Origin of the sequence: Nonomuraea fuscirosea, from assembly GCF_003001935.1 — a bacterium.
GTDB lineage: Bacteria > Actinomycetota > Actinomycetes > Streptosporangiales > Streptosporangiaceae > Nonomuraea > Nonomuraea fuscirosea.
The window spans coordinates 232,524-257,710 of the sequence record NZ_PVNG01000019.1 but is presented as its reverse complement, the minus strand read 5'-3'; the positions used below and the strand labels follow the sequence as shown (position 1 = coordinate 257,710).

The 25,187-nt window shown below is 72.3% G+C and carries 22 protein-coding genes; 8 read left to right on the top strand and 14 right to left on the bottom strand.

Going from position 1 to position 25,187, the window contains the following annotated elements:
- Positions 1–11: 11 nt before the first annotated feature.
- The 10 genes from B0I32_RS38135 to B0I32_RS38090 all read right to left on the bottom strand — a co-directional run bounded on the left by B0I32_RS38135 (position 12) and on the right by B0I32_RS38090 (position 11,689).
- Positions 12–518, bottom strand: a complete 507-nt coding sequence (locus B0I32_RS38135; protein ID WP_106247993.1) for an arginine repressor — start codon at positions 516–518, stop codon at positions 12–14.
- Complete coding sequence (argF, locus tag B0I32_RS38130) at positions 515–1,438, bottom strand: ornithine carbamoyltransferase (protein WP_106247991.1); 924 nt, start codon at positions 1,436–1,438, stop codon at positions 515–517. Before argF ends, B0I32_RS38135 begins: the two co-directional genes overlap by 4 nt.
- Positions 1,435–2,601, bottom strand: a complete 1,167-nt coding sequence (locus B0I32_RS38125) for an acetylornithine transaminase (RefSeq protein ID WP_106247989.1) — start codon at positions 2,599–2,601, stop codon at positions 1,435–1,437. Before B0I32_RS38125 ends, argF begins: the two co-directional genes overlap by 4 nt.
- Positions 2,598–3,473, bottom strand: a complete 876-nt coding sequence (gene argB / locus B0I32_RS38120; protein ID WP_106247988.1) for an acetylglutamate kinase — start codon at positions 3,471–3,473, stop codon at positions 2,598–2,600. The genes B0I32_RS38125 and argB overlap by 4 nt, the downstream gene beginning before the upstream one ends.
- Positions 3,470–4,621: a bifunctional glutamate N-acetyltransferase/amino-acid acetyltransferase ArgJ gene (gene argJ, locus B0I32_RS38115; protein ID WP_106247986.1), complete on the bottom strand. Its 1,152-nt coding sequence runs from the start codon at positions 4,619–4,621 to the stop codon at positions 3,470–3,472. Before argJ ends, argB begins: the two co-directional genes overlap by 4 nt.
- A gap of 67 nt (positions 4,622–4,688) precedes the next feature.
- Entirely contained in the window at positions 4,689–5,711 is a 1,023-nt protein-coding gene (gene argC / locus B0I32_RS38110; protein ID WP_106247985.1) for an N-acetyl-gamma-glutamyl-phosphate reductase, read from the bottom strand.
- A 371-nt stretch (positions 5,712–6,082) separates the two neighbouring features.
- Positions 6,083–8,140 carry a bifunctional aldolase/short-chain dehydrogenase gene (locus B0I32_RS38105; protein WP_106247983.1) on the bottom strand — a complete coding sequence of 686 codons (2,058 nt, stop codon included), beginning with the start codon at positions 8,138–8,140 and terminating at the stop codon, positions 6,083–6,085.
- 7 nt (positions 8,141–8,147) lie between these two features.
- On the bottom strand, positions 8,148–9,305 hold the full coding sequence (gene rhaI, locus B0I32_RS38100; RefSeq protein ID WP_106247982.1) for an L-rhamnose isomerase: 1,158 nt from the start codon (positions 9,303–9,305) through the stop codon (positions 8,148–8,150).
- A gap of 10 nt (positions 9,306–9,315) precedes the next feature.
- Positions 9,316–9,633, bottom strand: coding sequence for an L-rhamnose mutarotase (locus B0I32_RS38095; RefSeq protein ID WP_106247980.1), 318 nt, complete (start codon positions 9,631–9,633; stop codon positions 9,316–9,318).
- Between the two features lie 97 nt (positions 9,634–9,730).
- Positions 9,731–11,689, bottom strand: a complete 1,959-nt coding sequence (locus tag B0I32_RS38090) for a beta-galactosidase (protein WP_106247978.1) — start codon at positions 11,687–11,689, stop codon at positions 9,731–9,733.
- A gap of 263 nt (positions 11,690–11,952) precedes the next feature.
- On the opposite strand from B0I32_RS38090, the gene B0I32_RS38085 reads away from it, so the two are divergent.
- From B0I32_RS38085 to B0I32_RS38060, 6 genes are all read left to right on the top strand, one after another.
- Positions 11,953–12,954 (top strand): LacI family DNA-binding transcriptional regulator, encoded by a 1,002-nt coding sequence (locus B0I32_RS38085; protein ID WP_106248054.1) that lies wholly within the window; start codon positions 11,953–11,955, stop codon positions 12,952–12,954.
- Complete coding sequence (locus tag B0I32_RS38080; protein WP_425438130.1) at positions 12,951–14,363, top strand: rhamnulokinase; 1,413 nt, start codon at positions 12,951–12,953, stop codon at positions 14,361–14,363. Before B0I32_RS38085 ends, B0I32_RS38080 begins: the two co-directional genes overlap by 4 nt.
- A 62-nt stretch (positions 14,364–14,425) precedes the next feature.
- Positions 14,426–17,650 (top strand): formate dehydrogenase, encoded by a 3,225-nt coding sequence (gene fdh, locus B0I32_RS38075; protein WP_106247976.1) that lies wholly within the window; start codon positions 14,426–14,428, stop codon positions 17,648–17,650.
- 3 nt (positions 17,651–17,653) lie between these two features.
- Positions 17,654–18,505 (top strand): 4Fe-4S dicluster domain-containing protein, encoded by an 852-nt coding sequence (locus B0I32_RS38070; RefSeq protein ID WP_106247975.1) that lies wholly within the window; start codon positions 17,654–17,656, stop codon positions 18,503–18,505.
- A 100-nt stretch (positions 18,506–18,605) separates the two neighbouring features.
- On the top strand, positions 18,606–19,631 hold the full coding sequence (gene nrfD, locus B0I32_RS38065; RefSeq protein ID WP_106248052.1) for an NrfD/PsrC family molybdoenzyme membrane anchor subunit: 1,026 nt from the start codon (positions 18,606–18,608) through the stop codon (positions 19,629–19,631).
- Between the two features lie 134 nt (positions 19,632–19,765).
- Positions 19,766–20,302: an NUDIX hydrolase family protein gene (locus B0I32_RS38060; RefSeq protein WP_106247973.1), complete on the top strand. Its 537-nt coding sequence runs from the start codon at positions 19,766–19,768 to the stop codon at positions 20,300–20,302.
- Between the two features lie 21 nt (positions 20,303–20,323).
- Here B0I32_RS38060 and B0I32_RS38055 read toward each other — a convergent pair whose 3' ends face one another.
- The 3 genes from B0I32_RS38055 to B0I32_RS38045 all read right to left on the bottom strand — a co-directional run bounded on the left by B0I32_RS38055 (position 20,324) and on the right by B0I32_RS38045 (position 23,609).
- A complete protein-coding gene (locus tag B0I32_RS38055) occupies positions 20,324–20,842 on the bottom strand; it encodes a peptidoglycan recognition protein family protein (protein ID WP_106247971.1) in 519 nt (172 codons plus the stop codon).
- A gap of 141 nt (positions 20,843–20,983) precedes the next feature.
- Positions 20,984–22,624 (bottom strand): arylsulfatase, encoded by a 1,641-nt coding sequence (locus B0I32_RS38050; RefSeq protein WP_181308250.1) that lies wholly within the window; start codon positions 22,622–22,624, stop codon positions 20,984–20,986.
- A gap of 91 nt (positions 22,625–22,715) precedes the next feature.
- Positions 22,716–23,609, bottom strand: coding sequence for a sulfotransferase family protein (locus B0I32_RS38045; protein WP_106247968.1), 894 nt, complete (start codon positions 23,607–23,609; stop codon positions 22,716–22,718).
- A gap of 185 nt (positions 23,610–23,794) precedes the next feature.
- Here B0I32_RS38045 and B0I32_RS38040 point away from each other — a divergent pair, with 185 nt between their 5' ends.
- Together B0I32_RS38040 and B0I32_RS61135 are read left to right on the top strand one after the other, a co-directional pair.
- Positions 23,795–24,103: a hypothetical protein gene (locus B0I32_RS38040; RefSeq protein ID WP_106247966.1), complete on the top strand. Its 309-nt coding sequence runs from the start codon at positions 23,795–23,797 to the stop codon at positions 24,101–24,103.
- The gene (locus tag B0I32_RS61135) at positions 24,100–24,234 is read left to right on the top strand and encodes a hypothetical protein (protein ID WP_281262646.1); all 135 of its coding nucleotides are present in this window, start codon (positions 24,100–24,102) and stop codon (positions 24,232–24,234) included. The genes B0I32_RS38040 and B0I32_RS61135 overlap by 4 nt, the downstream gene beginning before the upstream one ends.
- Positions 24,235–24,290: 56 nt before the next feature.
- Here B0I32_RS61135 and B0I32_RS38035 read toward each other — a convergent pair whose 3' ends face one another.
- Entirely contained in the window at positions 24,291–25,187 is an 897-nt protein-coding gene (locus tag B0I32_RS38035) for a MurR/RpiR family transcriptional regulator (protein WP_245956275.1), read from the bottom strand.

Sequence of the window (25,187 nt, the reverse complement as noted above, 5' to 3'; positions counted from 1 at the left end):
CTGGAAGTCTGTCAGGTGCGCCGGTCGGCGACCCTCAGCAGTGCCTCCGCGACGGCCTGCCCGCCCTGTGGGTCGCGGCTGATGACGAGGATCGTGTCGTCGCCGGCCACCGTGCCGAGGATGGACTCCCAGTCGGCGTGGTCGATGGCGGAGGCGAGGAACTGGGCGGCGCCCGGCGGGGTGCGTACCATGACCAGGTTCGCCGACGCCTCGGCTCCGACGAGCAGTTCCTCCGCGATGCGGTGCAGGCGGGCGTCGGGGCTCTCGCCGCTGCCCAGCCGGGCGAGCGGGATCCGGCCGCCGCCCTCGCCGGGCAGCGCGTAGACGAGGGAGCCGTCGTCGGCGCGCAGCTTGAGCGCGCCGAGTTCGTCGAGGTCGCGCGAGAGCGTGGCCTGGGTGACCTCGACGCCGCTCTCGGCGAGGAGTTTGGCCAGCTCGGGCTGGGAACGCACGGCCTTGCGCTCCAGCAGGTCGGTGATCTTCGCCTGCCGGGCGGCCTTGGTCATCGGGATGGTCATCGGTGCGACACCAGCCAGTGGAGCAGCGCCTTCTGGGCGTGCAGGCGGTTCTCCGCCTGGTCCCACACGACGCTGCGCGGGCCTTCGAGCACCTCGTCGGTGATCTCGTAGCCGCGGTAGGCCGGCAGGCAGTGCAGCACGACGGCGTCGGGTGCGGCGTGCTCGACCAGTTCGGCGTTCACCTGGTACGGCATGAGGACGTTCACCCGTTCCTCCTTGCCGTCCTGGCCCATCGAAACCCAGGTGTCGGTGGCGATCACGTGGGCGCCCTGGACGGCGGCCACCGGGTCGGACAGCGCGAGCACGGAGCCGCCGGTCCGGGCGGCGATGGCCGCGGCCTGGTCGAGCAGGACGGCGTCGGGCTGGTAGCCGGCGGGAGCGGCGATCCGTACGTGCATCCCGGCGGTGGCGCCGCCGAGCAGGTAGGAATGGGCCATGTTGTTGGCGCCGTCGCCCACGTAGGTGAGCGTGACCCCGGCGGTGCGGCCCAGCCGTTCGCGGACGGTCTGCAGGTCGGCGAGGATCTGGCAGGGGTGGAAGTCGTCGGTGAGCGCGTTCACGACCGGCACCGCGGAGTGCGCGGCCATCTCCTCGATCAGCGCCTGGCCGGTGGTGCGCCAGACGATGGCGGCGACCTGCCGGTCGAGCACCCTGGCCAGGTCGGAGGCCGGTTCGCCGCGGCCCATGAGCACCGAGACGTTGTCGACGACCAGCGGCAGGCCGCCCAGCTCGCCGATGCCGGTGTGGAAGGAGACGCGGGTCCTGGCCGACGGCTTGTCGAACAGGACGGCGACGGTCTGCGGCCCTTCGAAGGGGCGGTAGCCGAAGCGGTCCTTCTTCATGGCGGCGGCGAGGTCGAGGACCTCGGCCTGCTCGGCGGGGCTGAGGTCGTCGTCGCGCAGGAAGTGCCTGGGGCTCATGCGGCCGCCTCCGTCAGGATGGCGGGCAGCGCCGACACCAGCGCGTCGACTTCCTCCGCCGTCACGATGAGCGGCGGGGCGATGCGCACGGCGTCGGGTTGCAGCGCGTTGACTAGGAATCCGGCTCCGGCGGCGGCCTGCTGGACCTGGGCCGAGCGGTCGTCGGACAGCACGGCGGCCAGCCACAGGCCGCGGCCGCGCACGCTCTTGAGCAGCGGGTGGCGGACGGACTCCAGGCCGGTGCGCAGCCGCGCGGCGACCGACTTCACGTGGTCGAGGTCGATGGTGTCGAGGACGGCGAGCGCGGCGGCGCACGAGACGGGGTTGCCGCCGAAGGTGGAGCCGTGGTCGCCCTTCTCGAACAGCTTGCCGGCGTCGCCGAAGCCGACGCACGCGCCGATGGGCAACCCGCCGCCGAGGCCCTTGGCCAGGGTGAGGATGTCGGGGGTGACGCCGTCGGCCTGGTGGGCGAACCAGTGCCCGGTGCGGCCGATGGCGGACTGGATCTCGTCGGCGACCAGCAGGGCGCCGGTGGAGTCGCAGATCTCGCGGGCGGCCTCGAAGTAGCCCTCGGGCGGCGGGACGACGCCGGCCTCGCCCTGGGTGGGCTCCAGGAAGACCGCGATGCAGTCGCCGGTGACGGCCTCCTTGAGCGCGTCGGCGTCGCCGTAGGGGACGAAGCGGACCTCGACCGGGAACGGGCCGAACTGGTCGCGGATGGCCCGCTTGCCGGTCAGGGACAGGGCGCCGATGGTGCGGCCGTGGAAGCCGTTCTCGGCGGCCACGAAGTAGGAGCGGCCCTCGCGCCGGCCGTACTTGAGCGCGAGCTTGTACGCGGCCTCGTTGGCCTCGGTGCCGGAGTTGGCGAAGAAGACGCGGGCGGGGGCGTTCAGCAGGTCGAGGAGTCTCTCGGCGAGCAGCACCTCGGGTTCGTGCAGGAACAGGTTGCTCGTGTGCGCGATCGTGGCGACCTGCGCGGAGACGGCCTCGACGAGGGCGGGGTGGGCGTGGCCGAGCGAGCTGGTCGCGATGCCGGCGATGAAGTCGAGGTACTGCCTGCCGTCGGCGTCCCAGACGCGGGTGCCCTCTCCGCGCGCCAGCGCGATCGGGGGGACGCCGTAATTAGGCATGAACGCGTTTTCGAACCTCGCGAACAGGTTCATGAGGGCACCACCATCGTTCCGATTCCTTCATTGGTGAAGATCTCCAGCAGCAGCGAGTGGGAGACCCGCCCGTCGAGCACGTGGGCCTGGGGAACCCCGCCCTGCACGGCCGTCAGGCAGGCCTCCATCTTGGGCACCATGCCGCTGGACAGCTTGGGCATCAGCGCCGCGAGTTCGTCGGCGGTGAGCAGGTCGATCACGTCGGTGTCGTCGGGCCAGCTGGCGTACAGGCCCTCGACGTCGGTCAGCACGATCAGTTTGTGCGCCTGCAGCGCCACGGCCAGCGCGGCGGCGGCGGTGTCGGCGTTGACGTTGTAGATCTCGCCGTCGTCGCCCCTGGCCACGCTGGAGATGACCGGGATGCGGCCGTTGTCGAGCAGGGCGCTCACCGCGCCGGGCTCGACCTTGATGATCTCGCCGACCTGACCGATGTCGACCGGCTCGCCGTCCACGAGGGCGTGCTTGCGCACGGCGGTGAACAGGTGGGCGTCCTCCCCCGACATGCCGACGGCGAACGGGCCGTGCCGGTTGACCAGGCCGACGATGTCGCGGTTGACCTGGCCGGTGAGGACCATGCGGACGACCTGCATGGCCTCGGGCGTGGTGACGCGCAGCCCGGCGGTGAACGTGGACTCGATGCCGAGCTGGTCGAGGGCGGTGCTGATCTGGGGGCCGCCGCCGTGCACGACGACCGGGCGCAGGCCGGCGTGGTGCAGGAAGACGACGTCCTCGGCGAAGCCCTCCTTGAGCGCGTCGTCGATCATGGCGTTGCCGCCGTACTTGATCACGATGGTGGCGCCGTGGAAGCGGGTGAGCCAGGGCAGCGCCTCGATCAGCGACTCGGCCTTGGCCTGGGCGGTGGTGAGCCTCATGAGGAGTACGCCGAGTTCTCGTGGACGTAGTCGGCCGTCAGGTCGGTGGTGTGCACGGTCGCGGTGTGCGTACCCGCCGACAGGTCGATGGTGATCGTCACGTCGCGGGGGCGCATGTCCACCTTGGAACGGTCGTCGCCGACGGCGCCGCCCCGGCAGATCCAGATGCCGTTGATGGCGACGTTGAGCCGGTCGGGCTCGAACTCGGCGTCGGTGGTGCCGACGGCGGCCAGCACGCGGCCCCAGTTGGGGTCCTCGCCGTGGATGGCGCACTTGAGCAGGTTGGACCGGGCGACCGAGCGGCCGACCTTGACCGCGTCGGGCTCGGAGGCGGCGCCGACCACCTCGATGGCGATGGCCTTGGAGGCGCCCTCGGCGTCCACCAGGAGCTGCCTGGCCAGGTCGGCGCAGACCTCGTGCACCTTCTCGCCGAACTCGGCCAGGTCGGGCCGCACGCCGGAGGCGCCGCTGGCCAGCAGCAGCACGGTGTCGTTGGTGGACATGCAGCCGTCGGTGTCGAGCCGGTCGAACGTCTGGGAGGTGGCCTCGCGCAGGACGGCGTCGAGCTCCTCGCTGGTCAGCTCGGCGTCGGTGGTGATCACGCAGAGCATGGTGGCCAGGGCGGGGGCGAGCATGCCCGCGCCCTTGGCCATGCCGCCGACCATGTAGCCGCTGCCGCGCCGGAAGGAGATCTTGGAGACGGTGTCGGTGGTGCGGATCGCGTCGGCGGCGGCCAGGCCGCCGTCGCGGGAGAGCTGGCCGGCGGCGTTCTCGACGCCGGACAGCAGCGCGTCCATGGGCAGCCGCTCGCCGATGAGCCCGGTCGAGCAGACGGCGATCTCGCCCGCGGAGTCCGCCAGCGCCTCGGCCGCCTTCTCGGCGGTGGCGTGGGTGTCCTGGAAGCCCTCGGGGCCGGTGCAGGCGTTGGCGCCGCCCGAGTTGAGCACCACCGCGCGCAGCCGGCCGCCCGCCAGGACCTGCTGCGACCACAGCACGGGGGCGGCCTTGACCCGGTTGGCGGTGAAGACACCCGCGGCGGCGCGGCTGGGGCCGTCGTTGACGACGAGGGCCAGGTCACGGGCGTCGCCCGACTTGATCCCCGCGGCCACGCCCGCTGCTCTGAAGCCCAAGGGGGCGGTGACACTCATGCGTCCTCCTTCGCCGGCCGCGCAAGTGTCGGGCACGCTCGCTCGATGGTTCCTTCGCTGCGCTCTCTCACGGAGCAACTCCTGTCAGGGGGAGGCCGAGCTCTTCCGGCAGGCCGAGGGCGAGGTTCACGCTCTGGATCGCGCCCCCGGCCGTGCCCTTGGTGAGGTTGTCGATGGCGATGACGGCGACCACGCGGCCCGCGCGCTCGTCGAGCGTCACCTGCAGGGCGGCGGTGTTGGCGCCGTAGGTCATGGAGGTGGCGGGCCAGGCGCCCTCGGGCAGCAGCCGGACGAAGGGCTCGCCCTTGAGCGCGATCTCGTACGCCGAGCGGAGCGCCTCCTTGGTGAGGCCGGGCGCGGCCGGGGCGGAGCAGGTGGCCAGGATGCCCCGGCTCATGGGGGCCAGCGTCGGGGTGAACGACACCCGGACGGGCGTGCCCGCGACGGACGACAGGCCCTGCTCCATCTCGGGAGTGTGGCGGTGCACGCCGCCCACGGAGTAGGCGCTGACCGAGCCCATGACCTCGCTGCCGAGCAGGTTGGGCTTGAGCGCGCGGCCGGCGCCGCTGGTGCCGCTGGCGGCCACTACGACCACGTCGGGCCCGGCGAGCCCGGCCGCGAACGCGGGCGTCAGGGCGAGCAGGACGGAGGTCGGGTAGCAGCCGGGGACGGCGATGCGCTTGGCCGACCTGAGGATGTCGCGCTGGCGGGGCAGCTCGGGCAGGCCGTAGGGCCAGGTGCCGGCGTGCTCGCCGCCGTAGAACTCCTGCCAGGCGGCCGGGTCGGCGAGCCGGTGGTCGGCGCCGCAGTCGACCACGATGGTCTCCTCGCCCAGCTGGGCGGCGACGGCGGCGGAGTGGCCGTGCGGCAGGGCCAGGAAGACGACGTCGTGCCCGGCGAGCGTGTCGGCGGTGGTGTCCTCGAGGACGCGGTCGGCCAGTTGTGGCAGGTGGGGTTGCGCGGCGCCCAGGAGGCTGCCCGCGCTGGAGGCGGCGGTGAGCGCGCCGATCTCGATCTCGGGGTGGGTGAGCAGCAGGCGGAGCAGCTCCCCTCCCGCGTAGCCGCTGGCTCCCGCGATGGCTGCCCTCATTCAAGCCCTCCTGCATGGTTATGCATCATCACTCATAACTTTGCTTGTGAAGATGATGCACTCTAGGAAATGAACATGCAAGCCGGGAGGGGCGTGATGCCCGCATCGTGAGACTTGTCACCTGCGAGTGAGCTCCAGGACAGCGCCGTGGGGTCGGAGGCCATGACCGGGTTCATGTCCGATTTCACCGTCCGCTACACGTAAAAGTGCTCCGGAGCACAGCACCATCCTGTGCGATCCTGTGCGATCGTGTGCGGAATGCCGCGAACAGCCTTGAACCGAGGTCCTGCGCGGGCAGGAGCGGGAACGCCGACGGCCGCCGTGACCGGGAGCGGTCACGGCGGCCGGGGCCGGCGGTACGCCGTCGGGGGTCAGCGCAGGAAGGCGGCGGCCACGCCCGCGTCGACCGGGACGTGCAGCCCGGTGGTGTGGGTCAGATCGCTGCCGGTGAGAGCGAAGACGGCGTTGGCGACGTGCTCGGGCAGGACCTCGCGCTTGAGCAGCGTCCGCTGCGCGTAGAACTCGCCCAGCTTCTCCTCCTCCACCCCGTACACGGCGGCCCGGTTCGCGCCCCAGCCGGAGGCGAAGATGCCGGAGCCGCGGACGACGCCGTCGGGGTTGACGCCGTTGACCCGGATGCCGTGGACGCCCAGCTCGGCCGCGAGCAGCCGTACCTGGTGGGCCTGGTCGGCCTTGGCGGCGCCGTAGGCGACGTTGTTCGGGCCGGCGAAGACGGCGTTCTTGGAGGAGATGTAGACGATGTCGCCGCCCATCGCCTGGTCGATCATGACCTTGGCCGTCTCGCGCGAGACCAGGAACGAGCCGCGCGCCATGACGTCGTGCTGCAGGTCCCAGTCGGCCGCCGTGGTCTCCAGCAGCGCCCGCGACAGCGACAGGCCGGCGTTGTTGACGACCAGGTCAACGCCGCCGAAGGCGAGCACGCCCGCGCGCACCGCCGCGGCGATCTGCTCCTCCGAGGTGACGTCCACGCCGACCGCCACGGCCACGTCGGCCGCCCGGTACGCCGCCGCGCCGATCTCGGCGGCCACCTTCTCCGCCGCGCCCAGGTCGCGATCGGCCACGATCACGCACGCGCCCTCGGCGGCCAGCCGGCGGGCGGTGGCCGCGCCGATGCCCGACCCGCCGCCCGTCACCAGCGCCACCCGGGTGGCCAGCGGCTTGGGCCTGGGCATACGGCGGAGCTTGGCCTCCTCGAGCTCCCAGTACTCGATGCGGAACTTCTCCGACTCGGGGATGGGGGCGTAGGAGGAGACGGACTCGGCGCCGCGCATGACGTTGACGGCGTTGACGTAGAACTCGCCGGCCACGCGCGCGGTCTGCTTGTCCTTGCCGAAGGAGAACATGCCGACGCCGGGCACCAGCACGATCGCCGGGTCCGCGCCGCGCATCGGCGGCGAGTCCGGTCCCGCGTGCCGCTCGTAGTAGGCCGTGTAGCCGGCGCGGTAGGCGGCGTGCAGCTCGCGCAGCCGCTCGGCCACCCGCTCCAGCGGGGCGTCCGGCGGCAGGTCGAGCACCATCGGCGCGACCTTGGTGCGCAGGAAGTGGTCGGGGCAGGAGGTGCCCAGCGCCGCCAGCCGCGGGTGCTCGGCGCGCGCGACGAAGTCCAGCACCTCGGCCGAGTCGGTGTAGTGGCCGACCACGCGCACGTCGGTGGAGGCCAGGCCGCGTACGATCGGGAACAGCGCGGCGGCCCGCTCGTGCCGCTCGGCCTCCGGCAGGGTGTCGTGGACGACCGCGCCGAACGGGTCGGGGCGGCCGTGCTCGGCCAGGTACGCCTCCGCCGTGCGGATGATCTCCAGCGAGCGCGACTCGCACTCCTGCGAGGTCGCCCCCCACGCGGTGATGCCGTGGCCGCCCAGGACGCAGCCGATCGCCTGCGGGTTCGCCTCCTTGATGGCGGCGATGTCCAGGCCGAGCTGGAAGCCGGGCCGGCGCCACGGCACCCACACGACCCGGTCGCCGAAGACGCGCCCGGTCAGCTCCTCGCCGTCGGCGGCGGTCGCGATGGCGATGCCGGCGTCGGGGTGCAGGTGGTCCACGTGGCCGGCGTCGACCAGGGCGTGCATGGCGGTGTCGATCGACGGCGCGGCGCCGCCCTTGCCGTGCAGGCAGTAGTCGAAGGCCGCGACCATCTCGTCCTCGCGCTCCACGCCCGGGTAGACGCCCTTGAGCGCGCGCAGCCGGTCGAGGCGGAGCACGGCCAGGCCCTGCTCCTTCAGCGTGCCGAGGTCGCCGCCCGAGCCCTTGACCCAGAGCAGCTCCGTCTCCTCGCCGGTGACGGGGTCGGGCGCGGCGCCCTTGGCCGAGGTGTTGCCGCCCGCGAAGTTCGTGTTGCGCGGGTCGGCTCCCAGGCGATGAGAGCGTTCCAGCAGTTCGCGTACGGTGTCGTCAGAAGTCAGCTTGTCCATCGTGGTGCTAGGCCCCCCAGCCGGCCTGCTGGCCGCCGACGCGCTCGGCGGCGATCTTCTCGAAGTATCCGGACTTGGCGTAGGCGGCCATCGGGTCGGGCGCGAGGCCCCGCTCCTCGCGCAGCTCGGCGAGCAGCGGCCGCACGTCGGTGTTGTAGGCGTCCATGAACACGGCGTTCGCGCCCAGCACGTCGCCCTCCGCCTGCGCGGCGGCCAGCGCCTCGCGGTCCACCAGCAGCGCCTTGGCGGTGGCCTCCTGCACGTTCATGACCGAGCGGATCTGACCCGGGATCTTGGGCTCGATGTTGTGGCACTGGTCCAGCATGAACGCCACGCCCGTCCCGGCGTCCAGGCCGCCGCCGCGGACGACCTCGTACATGATGCGGAACAGCTGGAACGGGTCCGCCGCGCCCACCATGAGGTCGTCGTCGGCGTAGAAGCGGGAGTTGAAGTCGAACCCGCCGAGCTTGCCCTCACGCAGCAGGAACGCCACGATGAACTCGATGTTGACGCCCGGCGCGTGGTGGCCGGTGTCGACCACGACCTGCGCCTTGGGGCCCAGCTTGACGCAGTGGGCGTAGGCGGTGCCCCAGTCGGGCACGTCGGTGGCGTAGAAGGCCGGCTCGAACAGCTTGTACTCCAGCAGGAAGCGCTGGCCCCCGCCGAGGCGGTCGTAGACCTCGGCCAGCGACTCGGCCAGGCGGTCCTGGCGGGCCCTGATGTCGTCCTGGCCCGGGTAGTTGATGCCGTCGGAGAACCAGAGCTTGAGGGTGTCGGAGCCGGTGGCGTCCATGATGTCGACGCACTCGAGCAGGTGGTCGGTCGCCTTGCGGCGGACCCGCCCCGAGGGGTGGGTGACGCTGCCGAGCATGTAGTCGTCGTCCTGGAAGACGTTGGAGTTGATCGCGCCGATGCCCACGCCCAGCTCGCGGGCGTGGCGGGCCAGGTCGGCGTAGTCGTCGACCTTGTCCCACGGGATGTGCAGGGCGACCGTGGGGGCGATGCCGGTGTAGGCGTGCACCTGGGCGGCGTCGGCCAGCTTCTCGTACGGGTCGCGCGGCACGCCCTTCTGCGCGAACACCTTGAACCGGGTGCCGCTGTTGCCGTAGGCCCAGGACGGCGTCTCGATGTGCTGGGCCAGCAGCGTGGCCTTGATGTCAGTCATAGCTCCCCGATCAATCCAGGTGGAACACTTCGGTCAGCGGTGTCATGCCCTCGTCGGGGCGGCCGTCGAGGCCCTCGAAGAACGGCGCCATCTCGGCCTGCCACCGGGCGTTGACCTCGGTCTCGGCCATCGCCTTCTGGGCCGCCTCGAAGTCGTCGGTCTCCAGGTAGCCGACGAGGAGGCCGTCGTCCGTGAGGAAGAGCGAATAGTTGTGCCAGCCGGTGCGCGACAGCGCCTCTCGCATCTCCGGCCAGACGTCGCGGTGGCGTTCGCGGTACTCCGCCAACCGCTCCGGGCGGACTTTCAGCAGGAAGCAGACGCGTTGCACTGACGATCCCTTCAAAACGTTTTAATCCTTCGTGCAGGAAACTATGATTCCTGCTGCCCGCTGTCAATGCGCCGCCGCGCCATACGGCGGCGGCACGTCAAGGGCGGGTGACCTGGGGGATGACCAGGACGTCCCCGGCCGGGACGGTGACCCTGTCGCCCGCCCCGGTCGTCACCGAGGCGTCCCGGTCCGTGTGGTTGATCGCGAACAGGAACGAGCGCCCGTCGGCGTGGGAGCGCCGCACGACCTCGACGCCGGGCCCGCTCACGGCGGGCGGCTCCACCTCCGCCTCGCGGCAGACCGTGGCCAGCACCTCGGCGAGCGCGGCGTCGTCGAGCACCGTGGTCAGGTAGTGCGCCGCGCCGTCGCCGAACTCGTTGCGGGTCCAGGCCGGCTCGCCGGACAGGTACGTGTCGAGCACCTTCGCGGTGGTGGCCCGCGCGGCCTCGCTCCACAGGGTCCCGGTCGCGCCCGAGGCCAGCCGGATCGGCGCGTCCAGCGGGAAGAACTCCTCGGTGCCGACGCCGAGCAGGTCCCGCCAGGCGCCCGGGTAGCCGCCCAGCCGCACCCGGTCGTGCTCGTCCACGATCCCGCTGTACGGGCCCACGAGCACGATCCCGCCCCGCCGGGCGAACTCCTCCACGTTGGCCGCCCCCGCGTCGCTCACCAGGTAGAGCTGGGGCACCAGGAGCAGGCGGTAACCGGACAGATCCCCCTCGGGATGGGCCACGTCGCAGGTGACGCCGGCCCGCCAGAGCGCGGCGTGCCAGCGCTTGGCCTCCTCCACCGGGTCGAGGTCGGCGGTCGGCTGGGCCGGGTGGTCCTGCGCCCACACGCTGGAGTGGTCGAGCAGGAGGGCGGCGTCGGCCGTGACCGTGCTGCCCGCCACCTCGGACAGCGCGGCCAGTTCCGCGCCCAGCGCCACCACCTCGCGCCAGACCTTGGTGCCGGTGCCCGCGTGCGGCAGCATCGCCGAGTGCCACTTCTCGGCGCCCGCCCGCGACTGCCGCCACTGGAAGAACATGATCCCGTCAGCGCCCCTGGCCAGGTGGGACAGCGAGTTGCGGCGCAGCTCGCCGGGGGTCTTGGCGAGGTTGCGCGGCTGCCAGTTGACCGCGCTGGTGGAGTGCTCCATGAGCAGCCAGGGCCGGCCGCCGTTGAGCGAGCGGGCGTAGTCGGCGGCGAAGGCCAGGTCGACGTGCGGCTCGGGGCGGGCGCCCACGAGGTAGTGGTCGGTCGAGACCACGTCCACCTCGGCGGCGAAGGCCCAGGCGTCCATGTCCCAGTGCGCGCCGGCCATCAGGTTGGTGGTCGCGGGCACGCCGGGGGTCAGCTCCCTGAGCAGGTCGCGCTCGGCCACGTACAGCTCGACCAGGGCGTCGGAGCTGAACCGGCGGAAGTCGAGCTGCTGGCCCGGGTTGGTGAAGCTGGGAGTGGCGCGGGGCGGCAGGATCTGTGCCCAGTCGTGGTAGCGCTGCGACCAGAACGCGGTGCCCCAGGCGTCGTTGAGCGCGTCGAGCGTGGCGTAGCGGGAGCGCAGCCAGGCGCGGAAGGCCGCCGCCGAGGTGTCGCAGTAGCAGCGGGCGTTGTGGCAGCCGTACTCGTTGTGCACGTGCCACAGCGCCAGCGCCGGATGGCCGCGGTAGCGCGTGGCCACCTGCTCGGCGATGCGCAGCGCCTTCTCGCGGTAGATCGGCGAACTGGGGCAGAAGCCCTGCCTGCTGCCGTGGTGCAGCCGCCGGCCGTCGGCGTCCACCGGGAGCGCCTCGGGGTAGGCATCGGCGAACCAGGGCGGCGGCGAGGCGGTGGGGGTCGCCAGGTTGGCCCGGATGCCGTTCCCGGCCAGCAGGTCCATCACCCGGTCGAACCAGCCGAAGTCGAACACGCCCTCGGCGGGCTCGATCAGCGACCAGGAGAAGATCCCGACGCTGACCCGGTTGACGCCGGCCTCGCGCATCAGCGCGACGTCCTGCTCCCACGTCTCCTCGGGCCACTGCTCCGGGTTCCAGTCACCGCCGTACGCGATGACATCCGGGACATCCGGGACATCCGGCATGAAGCCTGCCTTTCACGATGAACTGTTAGCGCTCACAGTTGGTCACGCCGTTGGTTATGGTGGATTAAAACGTTCTCTCCCCTGGGCCCACAAGACCCCGGCGGCGGCGGGGGGCGAAAATCGCCGCTGATCAGCCGATGACGCCGCGATCACCCTGGACCGCTACGATGGCGGAGCACCGGGGCCCGGCGAGGTCCGGAATGCCTGCTGGCACCGGTCAGGCGACTGGCGCGGGGTCGGTTAGTACGTTTTAATTGGGCCCCATGGCCATGGTCAGCATCAAGGACGTCGCCGCGCACGCAGGCGTCTCCCCAGGCACGGTCTCCAATGTACTGAACCGGCCCGGCAAGGTCGCCCCCGCCACCCGCGAACGGGTCGAGGCCGCGATCGACGAGCTGGGGTTCGTCCGCCACGGCTCCGCCTCGACGCTGCGCGCCGGGCACAGCAGGACGATCGGCCTGAGCGTGATCGACATCGGCAACCCCTTCTTCACCGAGGTCGCGGCCGGCGTCGAGGACGTGGCCAGCGAGGTGGGGTACGCGGTCATCCTGGGCAACTCGGCCGGCTCGGTGGACAAGGAGGACCGCAACCTGCGCGTGCTGGCCGAGCACCGGGTGCGCGGCGTGCTGATCACCCCTTCCGGCGAGGACCCGGCCAGGCTCGACCGGCTGCGCGGGCACGGCATCAGCGTGGTGCTGGTCGACCATCCCGCCCACCGGCCCGACCAGTGCGCGGTGGCCGTCGACGACGTCGCCGGCGGCCGGGCCGCCGTGGCGCACCTGCTGTCCAGGGGCGCGCGCAGCGTCGCCTACGTGACCGGCCCGCTGACCATCAGGCAGTGCGTGGAGCGGCGCGAGGGGGCCAAGGCCGCGCTGCGGGCCGCGGGGCTCGACCCCGGCGACCTGATGGTGGCCGAGGCCGCCACGATGACGGCCCGCTCGGGCGAGAAGGCGGCCGCCGACCTGATCGCGCGAGGGCTGCCGGAGGCCGTCTTCTGCGCCAACGACCTGCTCGCGCTCGGCGTGCTGCGCGCGCTGCTGCGGTCCGGGGTGCGGGTGCCCGAGGACGTGGCGCTGATCGGCTACGACGACATCGACTTCGCCGCGGCCTCGACCGTGTCCCTCAGCTCGATGCGGCAGCCCACGTACCAGCTGGGCCGGATCGCGACCGAGCTGCTGCTCGACGAGTGCGCCAATCCCGAGACCCACGCGCACCAGCACATCATGTTCCAGCCGGAGCTCGTCGCCAGGGAGTCCACGCAGTGAGCCGCCGTTTCGCCGCCGTCGACCTGGGCGCCTCCAGCGGCCGGGTGATGCTGGCCGACCTGACCGACGGGCTCAGCCTGACCGAGGCGCACCGCTTCCCCAACGGCCCCGTGCGGGTGGCGGGCCGCCTCTACTGGGACGTCCTCGGCCTCTACCGGGAGATCCTGGCCGGCCTGCGCGCCGCCGGGCCCGTCTCCTCCATCGGCGTCGACTCGTGGGCCGTGGACTACGGGCTGCTCGACGAGTCGGGCGCGCTGCTGGGCAACCCGGTGCACTACCGCGACGACCGCACGCGCGGCGTCGCCGAGCGGGTGGCCGGCTCCGTCGGGGCGGAGACGCTGTACGACGTGTCCGGGCTGCAGGTACTGCCGTTTAACACGATCTACCAGTTGCTGGCCGACCGGCTCGACGGGGCGGCCACGATGCTGCTCGTCCCCGACCTGATCGGCTACTGGCTGACCGGCGAGGCGGGCGCCGAGGTGACCAACGCCTCCACCACGGGCCTGCTCGACGTGCGCACGCGCACCTGGGCCACGTCCCTGATCGAGCGGCTCGGCCTGCCCGCCGGGATCTTCCCGCCGCTGCGGCAGCCGGGCGAGGCGGTCGGCGGGCTGCGGCGCGACGTGGCGGCCGAGATCGGCTGGTCGGCGCCGGTCAGGGCGGTGGGCTCGCACGACACCGCCTCCGCGGTGGCCGCGGTCCCCGCCGTCGGTCCCGCGTTCGCCTATATCTCCTGCGGCACCTGGTCGCTGGCCGGGGTGGAGCTGCCGGGACCGGTGCTCACCCCCGAGAGCCGGGCGGCGAACTTCACCAACGAGGCCGGCATCGACGGCACCGTCCGCTACCTGCGCAACGTCATGGGCCTGTGGCTGCTGCAGGAGTGCCTGCGCGCCTGGCCCGGCTCCGACCTGGGCGAGCTGCTGGCCGCCGCGGCGGGCGAGAAGCCGTTCGCGGCCGTGGTGAACCCCGACGAGCCGGTGTTCCTGCCGCCGGGCGACATGCCGGCCAGGATCGCCGACGAGTGCCGCCGCACCGGCCAGCTTCCGCCCTCCTCCCCCGCCGCCTACGTGCGGTGCGTGCTGGAGAGCCTGGCGCTCGGGCACCGGCTGGCCGTGCGGCAGGCGATGGAGCTGTCCGGGCGCGACGTCGAGGTGATCCACCTCGTCGGCGGCGGGTCGCGCAACGAGCTGCTGTGCCAGTTCACCGCCGACGCCTGCGGGCTGCCCGTGGTGGCGGGCCCCGCCGAGGCGACCGCGCTCGGCAACGTACTGGTGCAGGCGCGGGCGGCCGGGCTGGTCGCCGGCCTGGCGGAGATGCGCTCGCTGGTGGCCTACTCCCAGCCGCTGCGCCGCTACGAGCCGTCCGGGTCCGCGAGCGCCTGGGACGAGGCGGCCGCCCGGGTGTTCTGACCTGGCGGTTTTCCTCCCGCTCTGCCCGGGCAGGACTCGGGCCGGGGACATCGGGGGGTGTCATGGATCTGGGGTGGCCGCTGCTGCGGCAGCTCACCGGCGGGGACCGCACGGCGCGGGGGCCCGCGGCCGAGTCGGCCGCGACGCGGGCGGTGCGGGCCCGCACGGCCACGGCCGACCGGGTGGTGAAGTCCGTGTGCCCGTACTGCGCGGTGGGCTGCGGCCAGAACGTGTACGTACGGGACGAGCGGGTCGTGCAGATCGAGGGCGACCCCGACTCCCCGATCAGCCGCGGCCGGCTGTGCCCGAAGGGCGCGGCCAGCCTCCAGCTCACCACCGACTCCGGCCGGCAGTACGACGCCCTCTACCGCCCGCCCGGCGCGGCGGACTGGCAGCCGATCGACCTGGCCACCGCCATGGACATGATCGCCGACCGGATTATCGCGACCAGGCGCGAGACGTGGCAGTGGGAGCAGGACGGCCGGCGTACCGCGCGGACCATGGGCATCGCCAGCCTGGGCGGCGCCACGCTGGACAACGAGGAGAACTACCTCATCAAGAAGCTGCTGACGGCGCTCGGCGTGGTGCAGATCGAGAACCAGGCCCGCGTCTGCCACAGCTCGACCGTGGTGGGGCTGGGCACGTCGTTCGGGCGGGGCGGCGCCACCACGTTCATGCAGGACCTGCAGCACTCCGACTGCGTGGTCATCCAGGGCTCGAACTTCGCCGAGGCCCATCCGGTGGGCTTCCAGTGGGTGATGGAGGCCAAGGCGCGCGGCGCGGTGATCATTCACGTGGATCCGCGCTTCACCAGGACGAGCGCGCTGGCCGATCTGCACGTGCCGATCAGGGCCGGCTCCGACGTGGCCTTCCTCGGCGCGATCATCAACCACGTGCTGGAGAACGAGCTGTACTTCCACGAGTACGTGCTCAACTACACCAACGCGGCCACCGTCCTGCGTGAGGACTTCCGCGACGCCGAGGACCTCGACGGCGTGTTCTCCGGCTTCGACCAGGAGACGCGGGCCTACGACGACGACTCCTGGCAGTACGAGGGCATGACGGCGGTGGCGGCCTCCGGCGAGCGCGACTCCGGCTACGACCGGCCGGGGCAGGAGACGCCGGGGCGCGGCGAGGTGCAGGGGAGCACCGGCGTCCCGCTGAACGGCCGGCCCCGGCGGGACGAGACGCTGCGCGACCCGCGCTGCGTGCTCAACGTGCTGCGCCGCCACTACGCCCGCTACACGCCGGAGATGGTCGAGCGGGTGTGCGGGGTGCCGCGGCACCTGTTCGAGGAGGTGTGCCGCCACCTGACGGAGAACTCGGGGCCCGACAAGACCGCCGAGTTCGTCTACGCGGTCGGCTGGACGCAGCACAGCGACGGCTCGCAGTTCATCCGGGCGGCGAGCATCCTGCAGCTGCTGCTGGGCAACATCGGCCGGCCGGGCGGCGGTATCCAGGCGCTGCGCGGCCACGCCAGCATCCAGGGCTCCAGCGACATCCCGACGCTGTTCAACCTGCTGCCGGGCTACATCCCGATGCCGCACGCGCACGAGAACGAGCGGCTGCACGACTTCCTCCGCGCCGACGCGCCGCACCAGGGCTTCTGGGCGAACATGCCGGCCTACCTGATCAGCCTGCTCAAGGCGTGGTGGGGCGAGTCGGCGCAGGCGGGCAACGACTACCGGTTCGGCTGGCTGCCCCGGCTGACGGGCTCGCACAGCACGTACGACACGGTGCTGGCGCAGCTCGACGGCACCTGCAAGGGATACCTGCTGCTCGGCGAGAACCCGGCGGTCGGCTCGGCCAACGCGAAGATGCAGCGCCTCGGCATGGCCGCGCTCGACTGGCTGGTGGTGCGCGACCTCAACCTGATCGAGAGCGCCACCTGGTGGAAGGACGGCCCGGAGATCGAGACGGGCGAGCTGCGCACGGCCGACATCGGCACGGAGGTGTTCTTCCTGCCCGCGGCCTGCCACACGGAGAAGGCCGGCAGCTTCACCAACACCAACCGGCTGCTGCAGTGGCGTCACCAGGCCGTCGAGCCGCGCGGCGACTGCCGCAGCGACCTGTGGTTCATGTATCACCTGGGCCGCCTCATCAGGGCCAAGCTGGCCGGCTCACAGGATCCGATGGACGAGCCCGTGCTCCACCTCACCTGGGACTACCCGGTGGAGGGCGAGACGGCCGAGCCGTCGGCGGAGGCGGTGCTGGCCGAGATCAACGGCTGGGACGAGCGGGGGCGCCCGCTGCCGGGCTACGCCGGGCTCAAGGCCGACGGCTCCACCGCCTGCGGCTGCTGGATCTACAGCGGCGTGTACGCCGGCGGCGTCAACCAGGCCGCCCGCCGCAAGCCCGGCTCCGAGCAGGACTGGATCGCCGCCGAGTGGGCGTGGGCGTGGCCGGACAACCGGCGCGTGCTCTACAACCGGGCCTCGGCCAGGCCGGACGGCAGCCCGTGGAGCGAGCGCAAGCGGCTGGTGTGGTGGGACGCGGAGGCGGGCCGGTGGACCGGCCACGACGTGCCCGACTTCGAGCGGGACAAGAGCCCCGGCTACCGGCCGCCGCCCGGCGCCTCGGGGGTGGCGGCCCTGTCGGGCACCGATCCGTTCATCATGCAGGCCGACGGCAGGGGCTGGCTGTTCGCCCCCGCGGGGGTGGTGGACGGGCCGCTGCCGACGCACTACGAGCCGCAGGACTCGCCGGTGGCCAACCCGCTCTACGGGCGGCAGCGCAACCCGGTCCGCAAGCTCTATCCGCATCCCGCCAACCGCTATCAGCCGAGCGGGGACGAGCCGGGGGCGTCGGTCTACCCGTACGTGGTGACGACGTACCGGCTGACCGAGCACTTCACGGCGGGCGGGATGAGCAGGTTCACCCCGTATCTGGCCGAGCTGCAGCCGGAGATGTTCTGCGAGGTGTCCCCCGCGCTGGCGGCCGAGCGCGGGCTGGTGCACGGCGACTGGGCCACGATCATCACCGCGCGCAACGCCATCGAGGCGCGGGTGCTGGTGACCGACCGCATCCCGTCGCTGCGTCTGAACGGGCGGGTGCTGCACCAGATCGGCCTGCCCTTCCACTACGGCCCCAACGGGCTGGCCAAGGGCGACGCGGCCAACGAGCTGTCGGCGATCTCGCTGGACCCCAACTCGCACATCCAGGAGGTCAAGGCCCTGTCGGCGGACATCCGCCCGGGGCGCAGGCCGCGCGGCCCGGCGCTGCCCGAGCTGGTCAGGTCCTATCAGCGGCGGGCGGGCATCACCGCCGGCACCGGAACGGAGGCGTGAGCCGTGGCTTTCGACCTGGACGAGCGCCTCGGCGACGGCAGGGTCGGCTTCTTCACCGACACCAGCATCTGCATCGGGTGCAAGGCGTGCGAGGTGGCGTGCAAGGAGTGGAACCAGGTCCCCGATGACGGCATGGAGTTCACCGGCATGTCCTACGACAACACCGTGGGGCTGGGCGCCGACACCTGGCGGCACGTGGCGTTCGTCGAGCAGCGCCGGCCGCTGGGGCACCAGGAGCCCGGGGTCGGCGAGATGGACTTCCGCTGGCTGATGGCCTCCGACGTGTGCAAGCACTGCACGCACGCGGCCTGCCTCGACGTGTGCCCGACCGGGTCGTTGTTCCGCACCGAGTTCGGCACGGTCGTGGTGCAGGAGGACATCTGCAACGGGTGCGGCTACTGCGTGCCCGCCTGCCCGTTCGGGGTGATCGGCAAGCGGGAGAACGGCCCGAAGAAGAGCGGCGCAGGAGAGAGCGGCGGCACGGCGGCCAAGTGCACGATGTGCTACGACCGGCTCGGCGCCGGGGAGGAGCCGGCCTGCGCCAAGACGTGCCCGACGGACTCCATCCAGTTCGGGAACCTCGACGAGCTGCGTGAGCGGGCCGAGCGGCGGCTGGAGCAGGTGCGCGCCGCCGGCACGACCTCCGCCCGCCTGTACGGCCACGACCCGGGCGACGGCGTGGGCGGCACCGGGGCGTTCTTCCTGCTGCTGGACGAGCCCGAGGTGTACGGCCTGCCGCCGGACCCGGTGGTGACCACGAGGGATCTGCCGTCGATGTGGCGGCACGTCGGGGTGGCGGCCGTGGCCCTGCTCGCGGGGTTCGCGGCCACGGCATGGCGAGGACGGACACGATGATCATTGCAGTACGGGTGCCCGCGGCGGGTGTGACGTGGACGTGTGCCGCGCCGGGAGCCGCAGGGGTGACGTGGACGCGCGGGCGGCGGGAGCGGCGATCATGAGCCAGGCCGTCGACCAGACCCCGAGCCAGACGGACGTGCGGATGGACGGCGCGGCCGGGCTGCGCGGCGAGCGCGAGGCCACGCCGGGCTCGGCGGGCCGCAGGCGTGAGCGGCTGATGGTGCCGAAGGCGGACTTCGACTCCTACTACGGCCGTCCCGTGCTGAACGAGCCGACGTGGGAGGCCCCCGACATCGGCGGCTACCTGTTCCTCGGCGGCCTGGCGGGCGCGTCGTCCACGCTGGCCGCCGCCGCCGAGCTGACCGGCCGGCCGCGTCTGGCCAGGGTGAGCAAGGTGGGGGCGCTGTGCGCGATCGGCGGGTCGTTCTACTGCCTGATCCACGACCTGGGCCGTCCCGAGCGTTTCCTCAACATGTTGCGGGTGTTCAAGGTGACCTCGCCGATGAGCGTCGGCACCTGGGTGCTCACCGCGTTCGGCCCGGCGGCCGGATGCGCGGCGGCGACTGAGGTCTCAGGACTGTATCCGGGGCTCGGCCGGGCCGCCACCCTGGCGGCGGGGGCGATCGGGCCGGCGGTGGCGACGTACACGGCGGCGCTGATCTGCGACACGGCGGTGCCGGCCTGGCACGAGGGGTATCGCGAGATGCCGTTCCTGTTCGCCGGGTCGGCCGTGGCGTCGGCGGGCGGGCTGGGCCTGCTGGCCGCGCCGCTGTCCGAGGCGGCCCCGGCGCGCCGGGCGGCGGTGCTGGGCGCGGCCGTGGAGTGCGCGGCGGCGGCCCGCATGGAGCGCCGGCTCGGGGCGCTGGCCGAGCCGCTGAAGCGCAACCGGCTGCTGCGGCTGGGCGAGGCGCTGTCGGTGGCCGGCGCGGTGGCGGGGCTCACGCTGGGGCGGCGCAGCAGGATCGCGGCCGTGGCGGCGGGCGCCGCGCTGCTGGCCGGGTCGGCGTGCACCAGATTCGGGATCTTCAAGGCCGGGATGGAGTCGGCGAACGATCCCAAGTACACCGTCCAGCCGCAACGCAGGCGGCTGGCGAAACGCGGAGCGGAGCGTGACCTCGGATGAAACGCAAGATCGTCGACTATCTGCCGTTCCTCGGCATCGTGCTGTTCGTGTGCGCGGCGTCCTGGACGGCGGGCCGGGCTCCGTCCGGCCGGACCGCGGTACGCCGCTGAGTCCCCGGGCCTTACGATCAGCAGATGACCGAAAAGACCGAAACCACGCCTGCTTGGCTGTCACCGGAAGAACTGGAATCGGTGCGCGGCCGGATGCCCATCCTCTACATCGACGCCGTGCCGGTGCGGGTCGACGACACCGGGGTGGTCACCCACGTCGGCCTGCTGCTGCGCATCGCGTCGGACGGCACGGTCAGCCGGGCGCTGGTCTCGGGACGGGTCCTGCACCACGAGCGGATCCGCGACGCGCTGCTGCGTCATCTGGAGAAGGACCTCGGTCCCGTGGCGCTGCCGCAGATCCCCATCTCGCCGCAGCCCTTCACCGTGGCCGAGTATTTCCCCACGCCCGGCGTCACCCCTTACCACGACCCGCGCCAGCACGCCGTCTCGCTGGCCTACATCGTGCCCGTCGCCGGTGACTGCAGGCCCCGGCAGGACGCGCTCGACCTGGTGTGGTTCACCCCGGAGGAGGCGGCCTCGCCGATGGTGCAGCAGGAGATGGCGGGCGGGCAGGGCGTGCTGCTCAAGCAGGCGCTGGCCCACGTCGGCCGCCTGCTCTGAGCCCGCCTGCGAGCTTCTGGGCTAGGGTCGCTCGGCCCCGGCGCGGACCCAGCGGTAGAGCGGGTCGCCGGGGCACGAGGTGGAATAGCCGTCCCGGTGCCCCTTGACCTCGCGGCCGGCGTCGCCGTGCTCGCGCAGGTATTCGATGGCGTCGACCAGGGCATTGAGCAGGTCGTCGTTCGGTTCGGTCAGTCCTGAGTCGCCGAGCAGCGCGAGGACGGCGTAGTGGCCGGAGTTGAGCCCGGCGCCGTTGGCGGCGGGCAGGGCGTGCGGCCCCCGGCCCATGAACGTGTTCCCGTGCGGGCAGCACACCATGGAGTAGCCCAGGTCGATGTACTTCTCCCCGCGGCCGCCCGACATGTGCATGCGCTGGATGTCCTGGACCAGGTCCACGCAGCGGTCGTGGTTGTCCGGGCCGGCCAGGTCGGCGGGCACCGAGCCGCCGGTGTAGTGGATCTTGACGCCCCGGGTGGCGGACAGGCGGACGTAGCCCGCGGTCGGCTTCCTGGCGTTCCATTCCGCTCGGGTGATCAGGTTCATGCGTTCCTCTCCTCGTCGGGTAACGGCCTCCTCTTCAGAGTGTCAACTTTCCGTAGCGATGTCATCACTCTTAGTCAAGAGAGTGGCATATCTCCAGGTCACGGCGACCTGCGCAGGCGCGGGCCGCCGTGACCGCGCGGCTCAGCCCTCGTCCCGCAGCACGTCCCGCAGCACGTCCCGGTGGACGTGCCGGAAGACGTGCGACCTGCCGCCGGCGTCGAAGGCGGCCCTGGCCGTGATCCGGCCGGAGGACGGCAGGGGGAAGCCGACCGAGAGGGCCGTGCCCGGGTTCACCCGGGCGACCGTGTGCGCCCGCGCCCGTCGTGGCCGGTCCAGGCCGAGGCGTACGTTCCGCCAGGGCACGGCGGAGCCGTTGTAGAGGGTGACGACGAACTGGTCGGCGGTGAGCTCGGTGCGCAGCCCGTACGGGGTGCGCGGGTCGCCGCCGATCGAGCGGTCGAGCTCGGCCAGCAGTTCCCTGGTGAGCTCGGGCTTCCTGGCGGACAGGTCGCGGCGTTCGCCGGGGTCGGCGTCCAGGTCGTACAGCTCGACGCGGCCCCGTGGCCCGGCCCCGGCGATGTGCGGGTTGAACCGGACCACCTTCCACCTGCCGCGCCGCATGGCCTGGGCCTTGCGCGGCCGGTTCCACACCAGGTGGCGGTGCCGGGGCGCGCCCGCGCCGGTCAGCAGGCCGGTGAAGGACAGGCCGTCCACGTGGGCGGGCGGCGGCACCCTGGCCAGGTCCGCCAGCGTGGGCAGCACGTCCCAGAACGCCACCGGCTGCCGCTCCACCCGCGGCCGCAGGCCCGGTGACCAGGCGATCATGGGGACACGGATGCCGCCCTCGTAGACGTCGCGTTTGTCGCCGCGGAAGGGGCCGTTGGAGTTGAACAGCTCCGGCGTCACGCCCTTCTCGCTGTGCGGGCCGTTGTCGCTGGTGAACAGCACGAGCGTGCGCTCGGCCACCCCGGCGTCGCGCAGCGCCCTGACGAGGGCGGCGACGTCGTTGTCGAGCCTGGCGACCTGCGCGGCGTGACGGCGGTTCGCGGCGCTCCAGGGGCGGTTCTCGTACCGGCCGGCGTCGCCGGGGATCACGCTCGGCGCGTGCGGCAGGTTGCTGGCGAAGTACAGCAGAAAGGGCTGGTCGCCGTCCTGCCGGATGAACTCGACCGCGCGCTCGCGGAACAGGTGCGGCGCGTACGACTTGCCGCCGAGGTGCACCTTCTCGCCGTTGTGCCACAGATAAGCGGGGAAGTACTGGTGCGCGTGGACGTGCTCGATGTAACCGTAGAACTCGTCGAAGCCGCGCACGTTGGGGTGGGAGTCCTGGTCCGGCTCCTCGGGGCCGAAGCCCCACTTGCCGATGCACGCCGTACGGTAGCCGGACAGCCGCAGCACCTCGGCGAAGGTGAGGTCGGCGTCGGTGAGCGCGTGCTGCTGCCCGCCCTCCGGGTTCTCCCGCACGGTGCCGTGCCCGGCGTGCAGCCCGGTGAGCAGCGAGCACCGCGACGGCGCGCACAGCGGCGCGCCCGAGTACGCGGCCTTGAACTGCACCCCCTCGGCCGCCAGCCGGTCCAGGTTGGGGGTGCTGATGGAGCGCTGCCCGTTGCTGCCGATCTCCCCCCATCCCAGGTCGTCGGCCAGGATGAGCAGGATGTTCGGCCGCGCGGGCAGGGTGCCGCGGCGGGCGGTGGCCTCGGCGCCCGCGGACGTGGCCGCGGGCAGGGCGAGGCCGGCGAGGGTACCGGCGAATAAGGCTCGGCGCGAGGGCCTGTTGATCACGAAGGGCAACATATCGGAGGCCACGGCGAATGGCGGGCAAATCGCAGGCGAACTCTGTCACACCCTCGTGGCCCCCGGGGTGACCCGGCCGTCACGGCAGATACTCCCATTTCCGGCAGATGTCGTGCAGCTCGGCCGGGATCTCCGCGGGCGCAGGCAGCGGTCGGCCGGCGACCACGGTGCCGGCGCGGATCTTGTCCCGCCAGTCGCCGATGCCCTTCACGAAGCCGCCGTGGTCCTGCTCGCCGTAGTCCAGCATGGCGGGCTCGTACTCCAGGCCGAGGAAGAGGCAGAGCCGGCGCAGCCGGCCCTCGGGGTCGGCGACCAGGTCCTCGTAGCGCACGGTCAGGCCCTCCAGGTGCGTCCTGGCCTCCTCCAGGTAGGTCATGTACGCGAGCGTGCGCGGCACGGCCTCCTCCATGGGCCGCTTGTCCGGGTCGGCCTCGTGCCAGGACTGCACGATCGACATCGGGTGGCGCAGCAGGAAGACGAAGCGCGCGTCCGGCCAGCAGGCCGCGATGCGCCGCCAGGCGAAGACGTTGCTGGGCGTCTTCTCGACCAGCAACGGCTTGCCGCTGCGGGTCAGCTCGCGGTGCAGCAGCCGGTCCCAGACCAGGTGTTCGAGGTCGCTGTGGGTGTGGCCGAGCAGCTCCATGGCCTGGCGTACGGGGTCGGTGCCGAGGCCCACGGTCAGCCGGCGGAAGTGCGTCTCGATCGGCGAGTGCACCTGGGAGTGGCTGTCGAGCATGACGCGCAGCAGGGTAGAGCCCGAGCGCACCGACGACAGCAGGAAGACAGGCTCGCGCAGCAACCGGTCGTGCCCGGGATCGACGGGCGGCCGTACCGTGTCGCCGGGCAGCCGCTGCAGCTCCAGCGGCACCTTCGGCGGCGGCGGCGGTTTCGGCGGCTCCTTGCTCAGTCGTCGCGTCAGCGTGTATCCCGTCAGGCCCTCAAGCGTGGCGTTGGCCCGGTACCTCCAGCTCATGGCCCTACAAGCTAGAGCGGGCCAGTGAACCCCAGGTGAATCCGGGCTGTGAGCCTGTCAACACCCTTCAAGGTCACGTGGCGGTCCGGTGGTGTCGTGAGCGACACGGAGCATCGCTGTATCAGGACGCAGAGCAGAACTTAGTTCCGTCCCATCATGAAGCCGGTCAACGATCCACCCACTCCTTGAGGAGGAACCATGCGCATGCGCAGCGCTTAGCCCTGCCCCTGATCGGCGGCCTCGCCGCCGCCGCGCTCGCGGCGACGCCCGTCACCGCCCAGGCGCAGGCCGGCGCCTCCGCCGGCACCTCGTCCGCTTCGGTACGCGTGATCAACGGCGGCTTGCCCGAGCAGCGCACGGTGGTGGCGTCGCCGGGAGCCTGGACGCAGCCGGGGCCGGGGACGATGGAGACCGAGTCGTTGATCCGCAGCGCGTCGGTGCCGGACTCCGGCATGACCAGGGACACGGTGACGGCGGGCTCGGGAACGACGTGATCGACCTGCGCGACCAGGCGGCGGACCACCTGTCGTTCTGCGGCGACGGCACCGGCGACGTGGCCTTCGCCGACCGTGCCGCGCTCGACCCGGTGAGCGTCGACTGCGAGACCGTCGAGCGCGCCGATTAGCGCCACCCGGCCGGGCGAGCCGGCGGCGCGCCCGGTCAGGTGCGCCGGCAGCCCGTTCAGGCGCGCTTGACGACGCGGTCGTGCACCACCGCGTACGTGTCGCGCAGCGCCCGCATCGACTCGTCGTAGGAGGCCTGCGCGACCCCGGTGAACAGGCAGTCCACCACCATGAGCTGGGCGATGCGGCTGCCCAGCGCACCCGAGCGGAACCTGGTCTCCCGCGCGGCCGTCGTGAGCGTCACGTCGGCCGCGCGGGCCAGCGGCGAATCGTGGAAGTTCGTGATCGCCACCGTCGCGGCCCCCGACCTGCGGGCGATGGCGAGGAACTCGACGGTGTCCACGGTGGCCCCGGTGTGCGAGACGGCCACCGCCACGCAACCGGCGGCGAGCGTGGCGGCCGAGGTCCAGGCGGAGTGCGCGTCGTGCCAGTTGAGCGCGGTCCGCCCGATACGGGACAGCTTCTGCTGCAGGTCGAGCCCCACCAGCGCGCTCGCCCCCACGCCGAAGCTGTCGATCCTGCGCGCCCCCAGCAGCAGCGACACCGCCCGGCCCAGCGCCTCCATGTCCAGCGAGCGGGCCGTGTCGGCGATGGAGAGCGTCTCGTTCATGGCGACCTTGGAGACGATGCCCTCCAGGCTGTCGTTCCGGTCGATGTCGCCCGACACCTCGGGCAGGCCCGGCCCCGCCTCCCTGCGGGCGATCTCCTCCCTGGCCACCGCCCTGGTCAGGTCGATCCTGAAGTCCTTGTAGTGGGCGTAACCCATGCGCTGGTAGAAACGCACCACCGAGGTGGTCGAGGTCTCGCAGCGGGCGGCCAGTTGCGCGATGGACAGGTTCGCCGCCGCGGCCGGATCTCCGGTGAACTCCCCGGCGATCCGCCGCTCCGAGGGCCGCAGGGCCGGCATGGCCGCGCGGATGCGGATCAGCAGCGTCTCGGCGTCCTCCGCCATCAT

Coding starts and splice junctions, on each gene's coding strand:
- B0I32_RS38135 (WP_106247993.1), bottom strand. CDS start 518: ATGACCATCCCGATGACCAAGGCCGCCCGGCAGGCGAAGATCACCGAC.
- B0I32_RS38055 (WP_106247971.1), bottom strand. CDS start 20,842: ATGAACCTGATCACCCGAGCGGAATGGAACGCCAGGAAGCCGACCGCG.
- B0I32_RS38060 (WP_106247973.1), top strand. CDS start 19,766: ATGACCGAAAAGACCGAAACCACGCCTGCTTGGCTGTCACCGGAAGAA.
- B0I32_RS38085 (WP_106248054.1), top strand. CDS start 11,953: ATGGCCATGGTCAGCATCAAGGACGTCGCCGCGCACGCAGGCGTCTCC.
- nrfD (WP_106248052.1), top strand. CDS start 18,606: ATGAGCCAGGCCGTCGACCAGACCCCGAGCCAGACGGACGTGCGGATG.
- B0I32_RS38090 (WP_106247978.1), bottom strand. CDS start 11,689: ATGCCGGATGTCCCGGATGTCCCGGATGTCATCGCGTACGGCGGTGAC.
- argB (WP_106247988.1), bottom strand. CDS start 3,473: ATGAGGCTCACCACCGCCCAGGCCAAGGCCGAGTCGCTGATCGAGGCG.
- rhaI (WP_106247982.1), bottom strand. CDS start 9,305: ATGACTGACATCAAGGCCACGCTGCTGGCCCAGCACATCGAGACGCCG.
- fdh (WP_106247976.1), top strand. CDS start 14,426: ATGGATCTGGGGTGGCCGCTGCTGCGGCAGCTCACCGGCGGGGACCGC.
- B0I32_RS38105 (WP_106247983.1), bottom strand. CDS start 8,140: ATGGACAAGCTGACTTCTGACGACACCGTACGCGAACTGCTGGAACGC.
- argC (WP_106247985.1), bottom strand. CDS start 5,711: ATGAGGGCAGCCATCGCGGGAGCCAGCGGCTACGCGGGAGGGGAGCTG.
- B0I32_RS38125 (WP_106247989.1), bottom strand. CDS start 2,601: ATGAACCTGTTCGCGAGGTTCGAAAACGCGTTCATGCCTAATTACGGC.
- B0I32_RS38045 (WP_106247968.1), bottom strand. CDS start 23,609: ATGAGCTGGAGGTACCGGGCCAACGCCACGCTTGAGGGCCTGACGGGA.
- argJ (WP_106247986.1), bottom strand. CDS start 4,621: ATGAGTGTCACCGCCCCCTTGGGCTTCAGAGCAGCGGGCGTGGCCGCG.
- B0I32_RS38035 (WP_245956275.1), bottom strand. CDS start 25,187: ATGATGGCGGAGGACGCCGAGACGCTGCTGATCCGCATCCGCGCGGCC.
- argF (WP_106247991.1), bottom strand. CDS start 1,438: ATGAGCCCCAGGCACTTCCTGCGCGACGACGACCTCAGCCCCGCCGAG.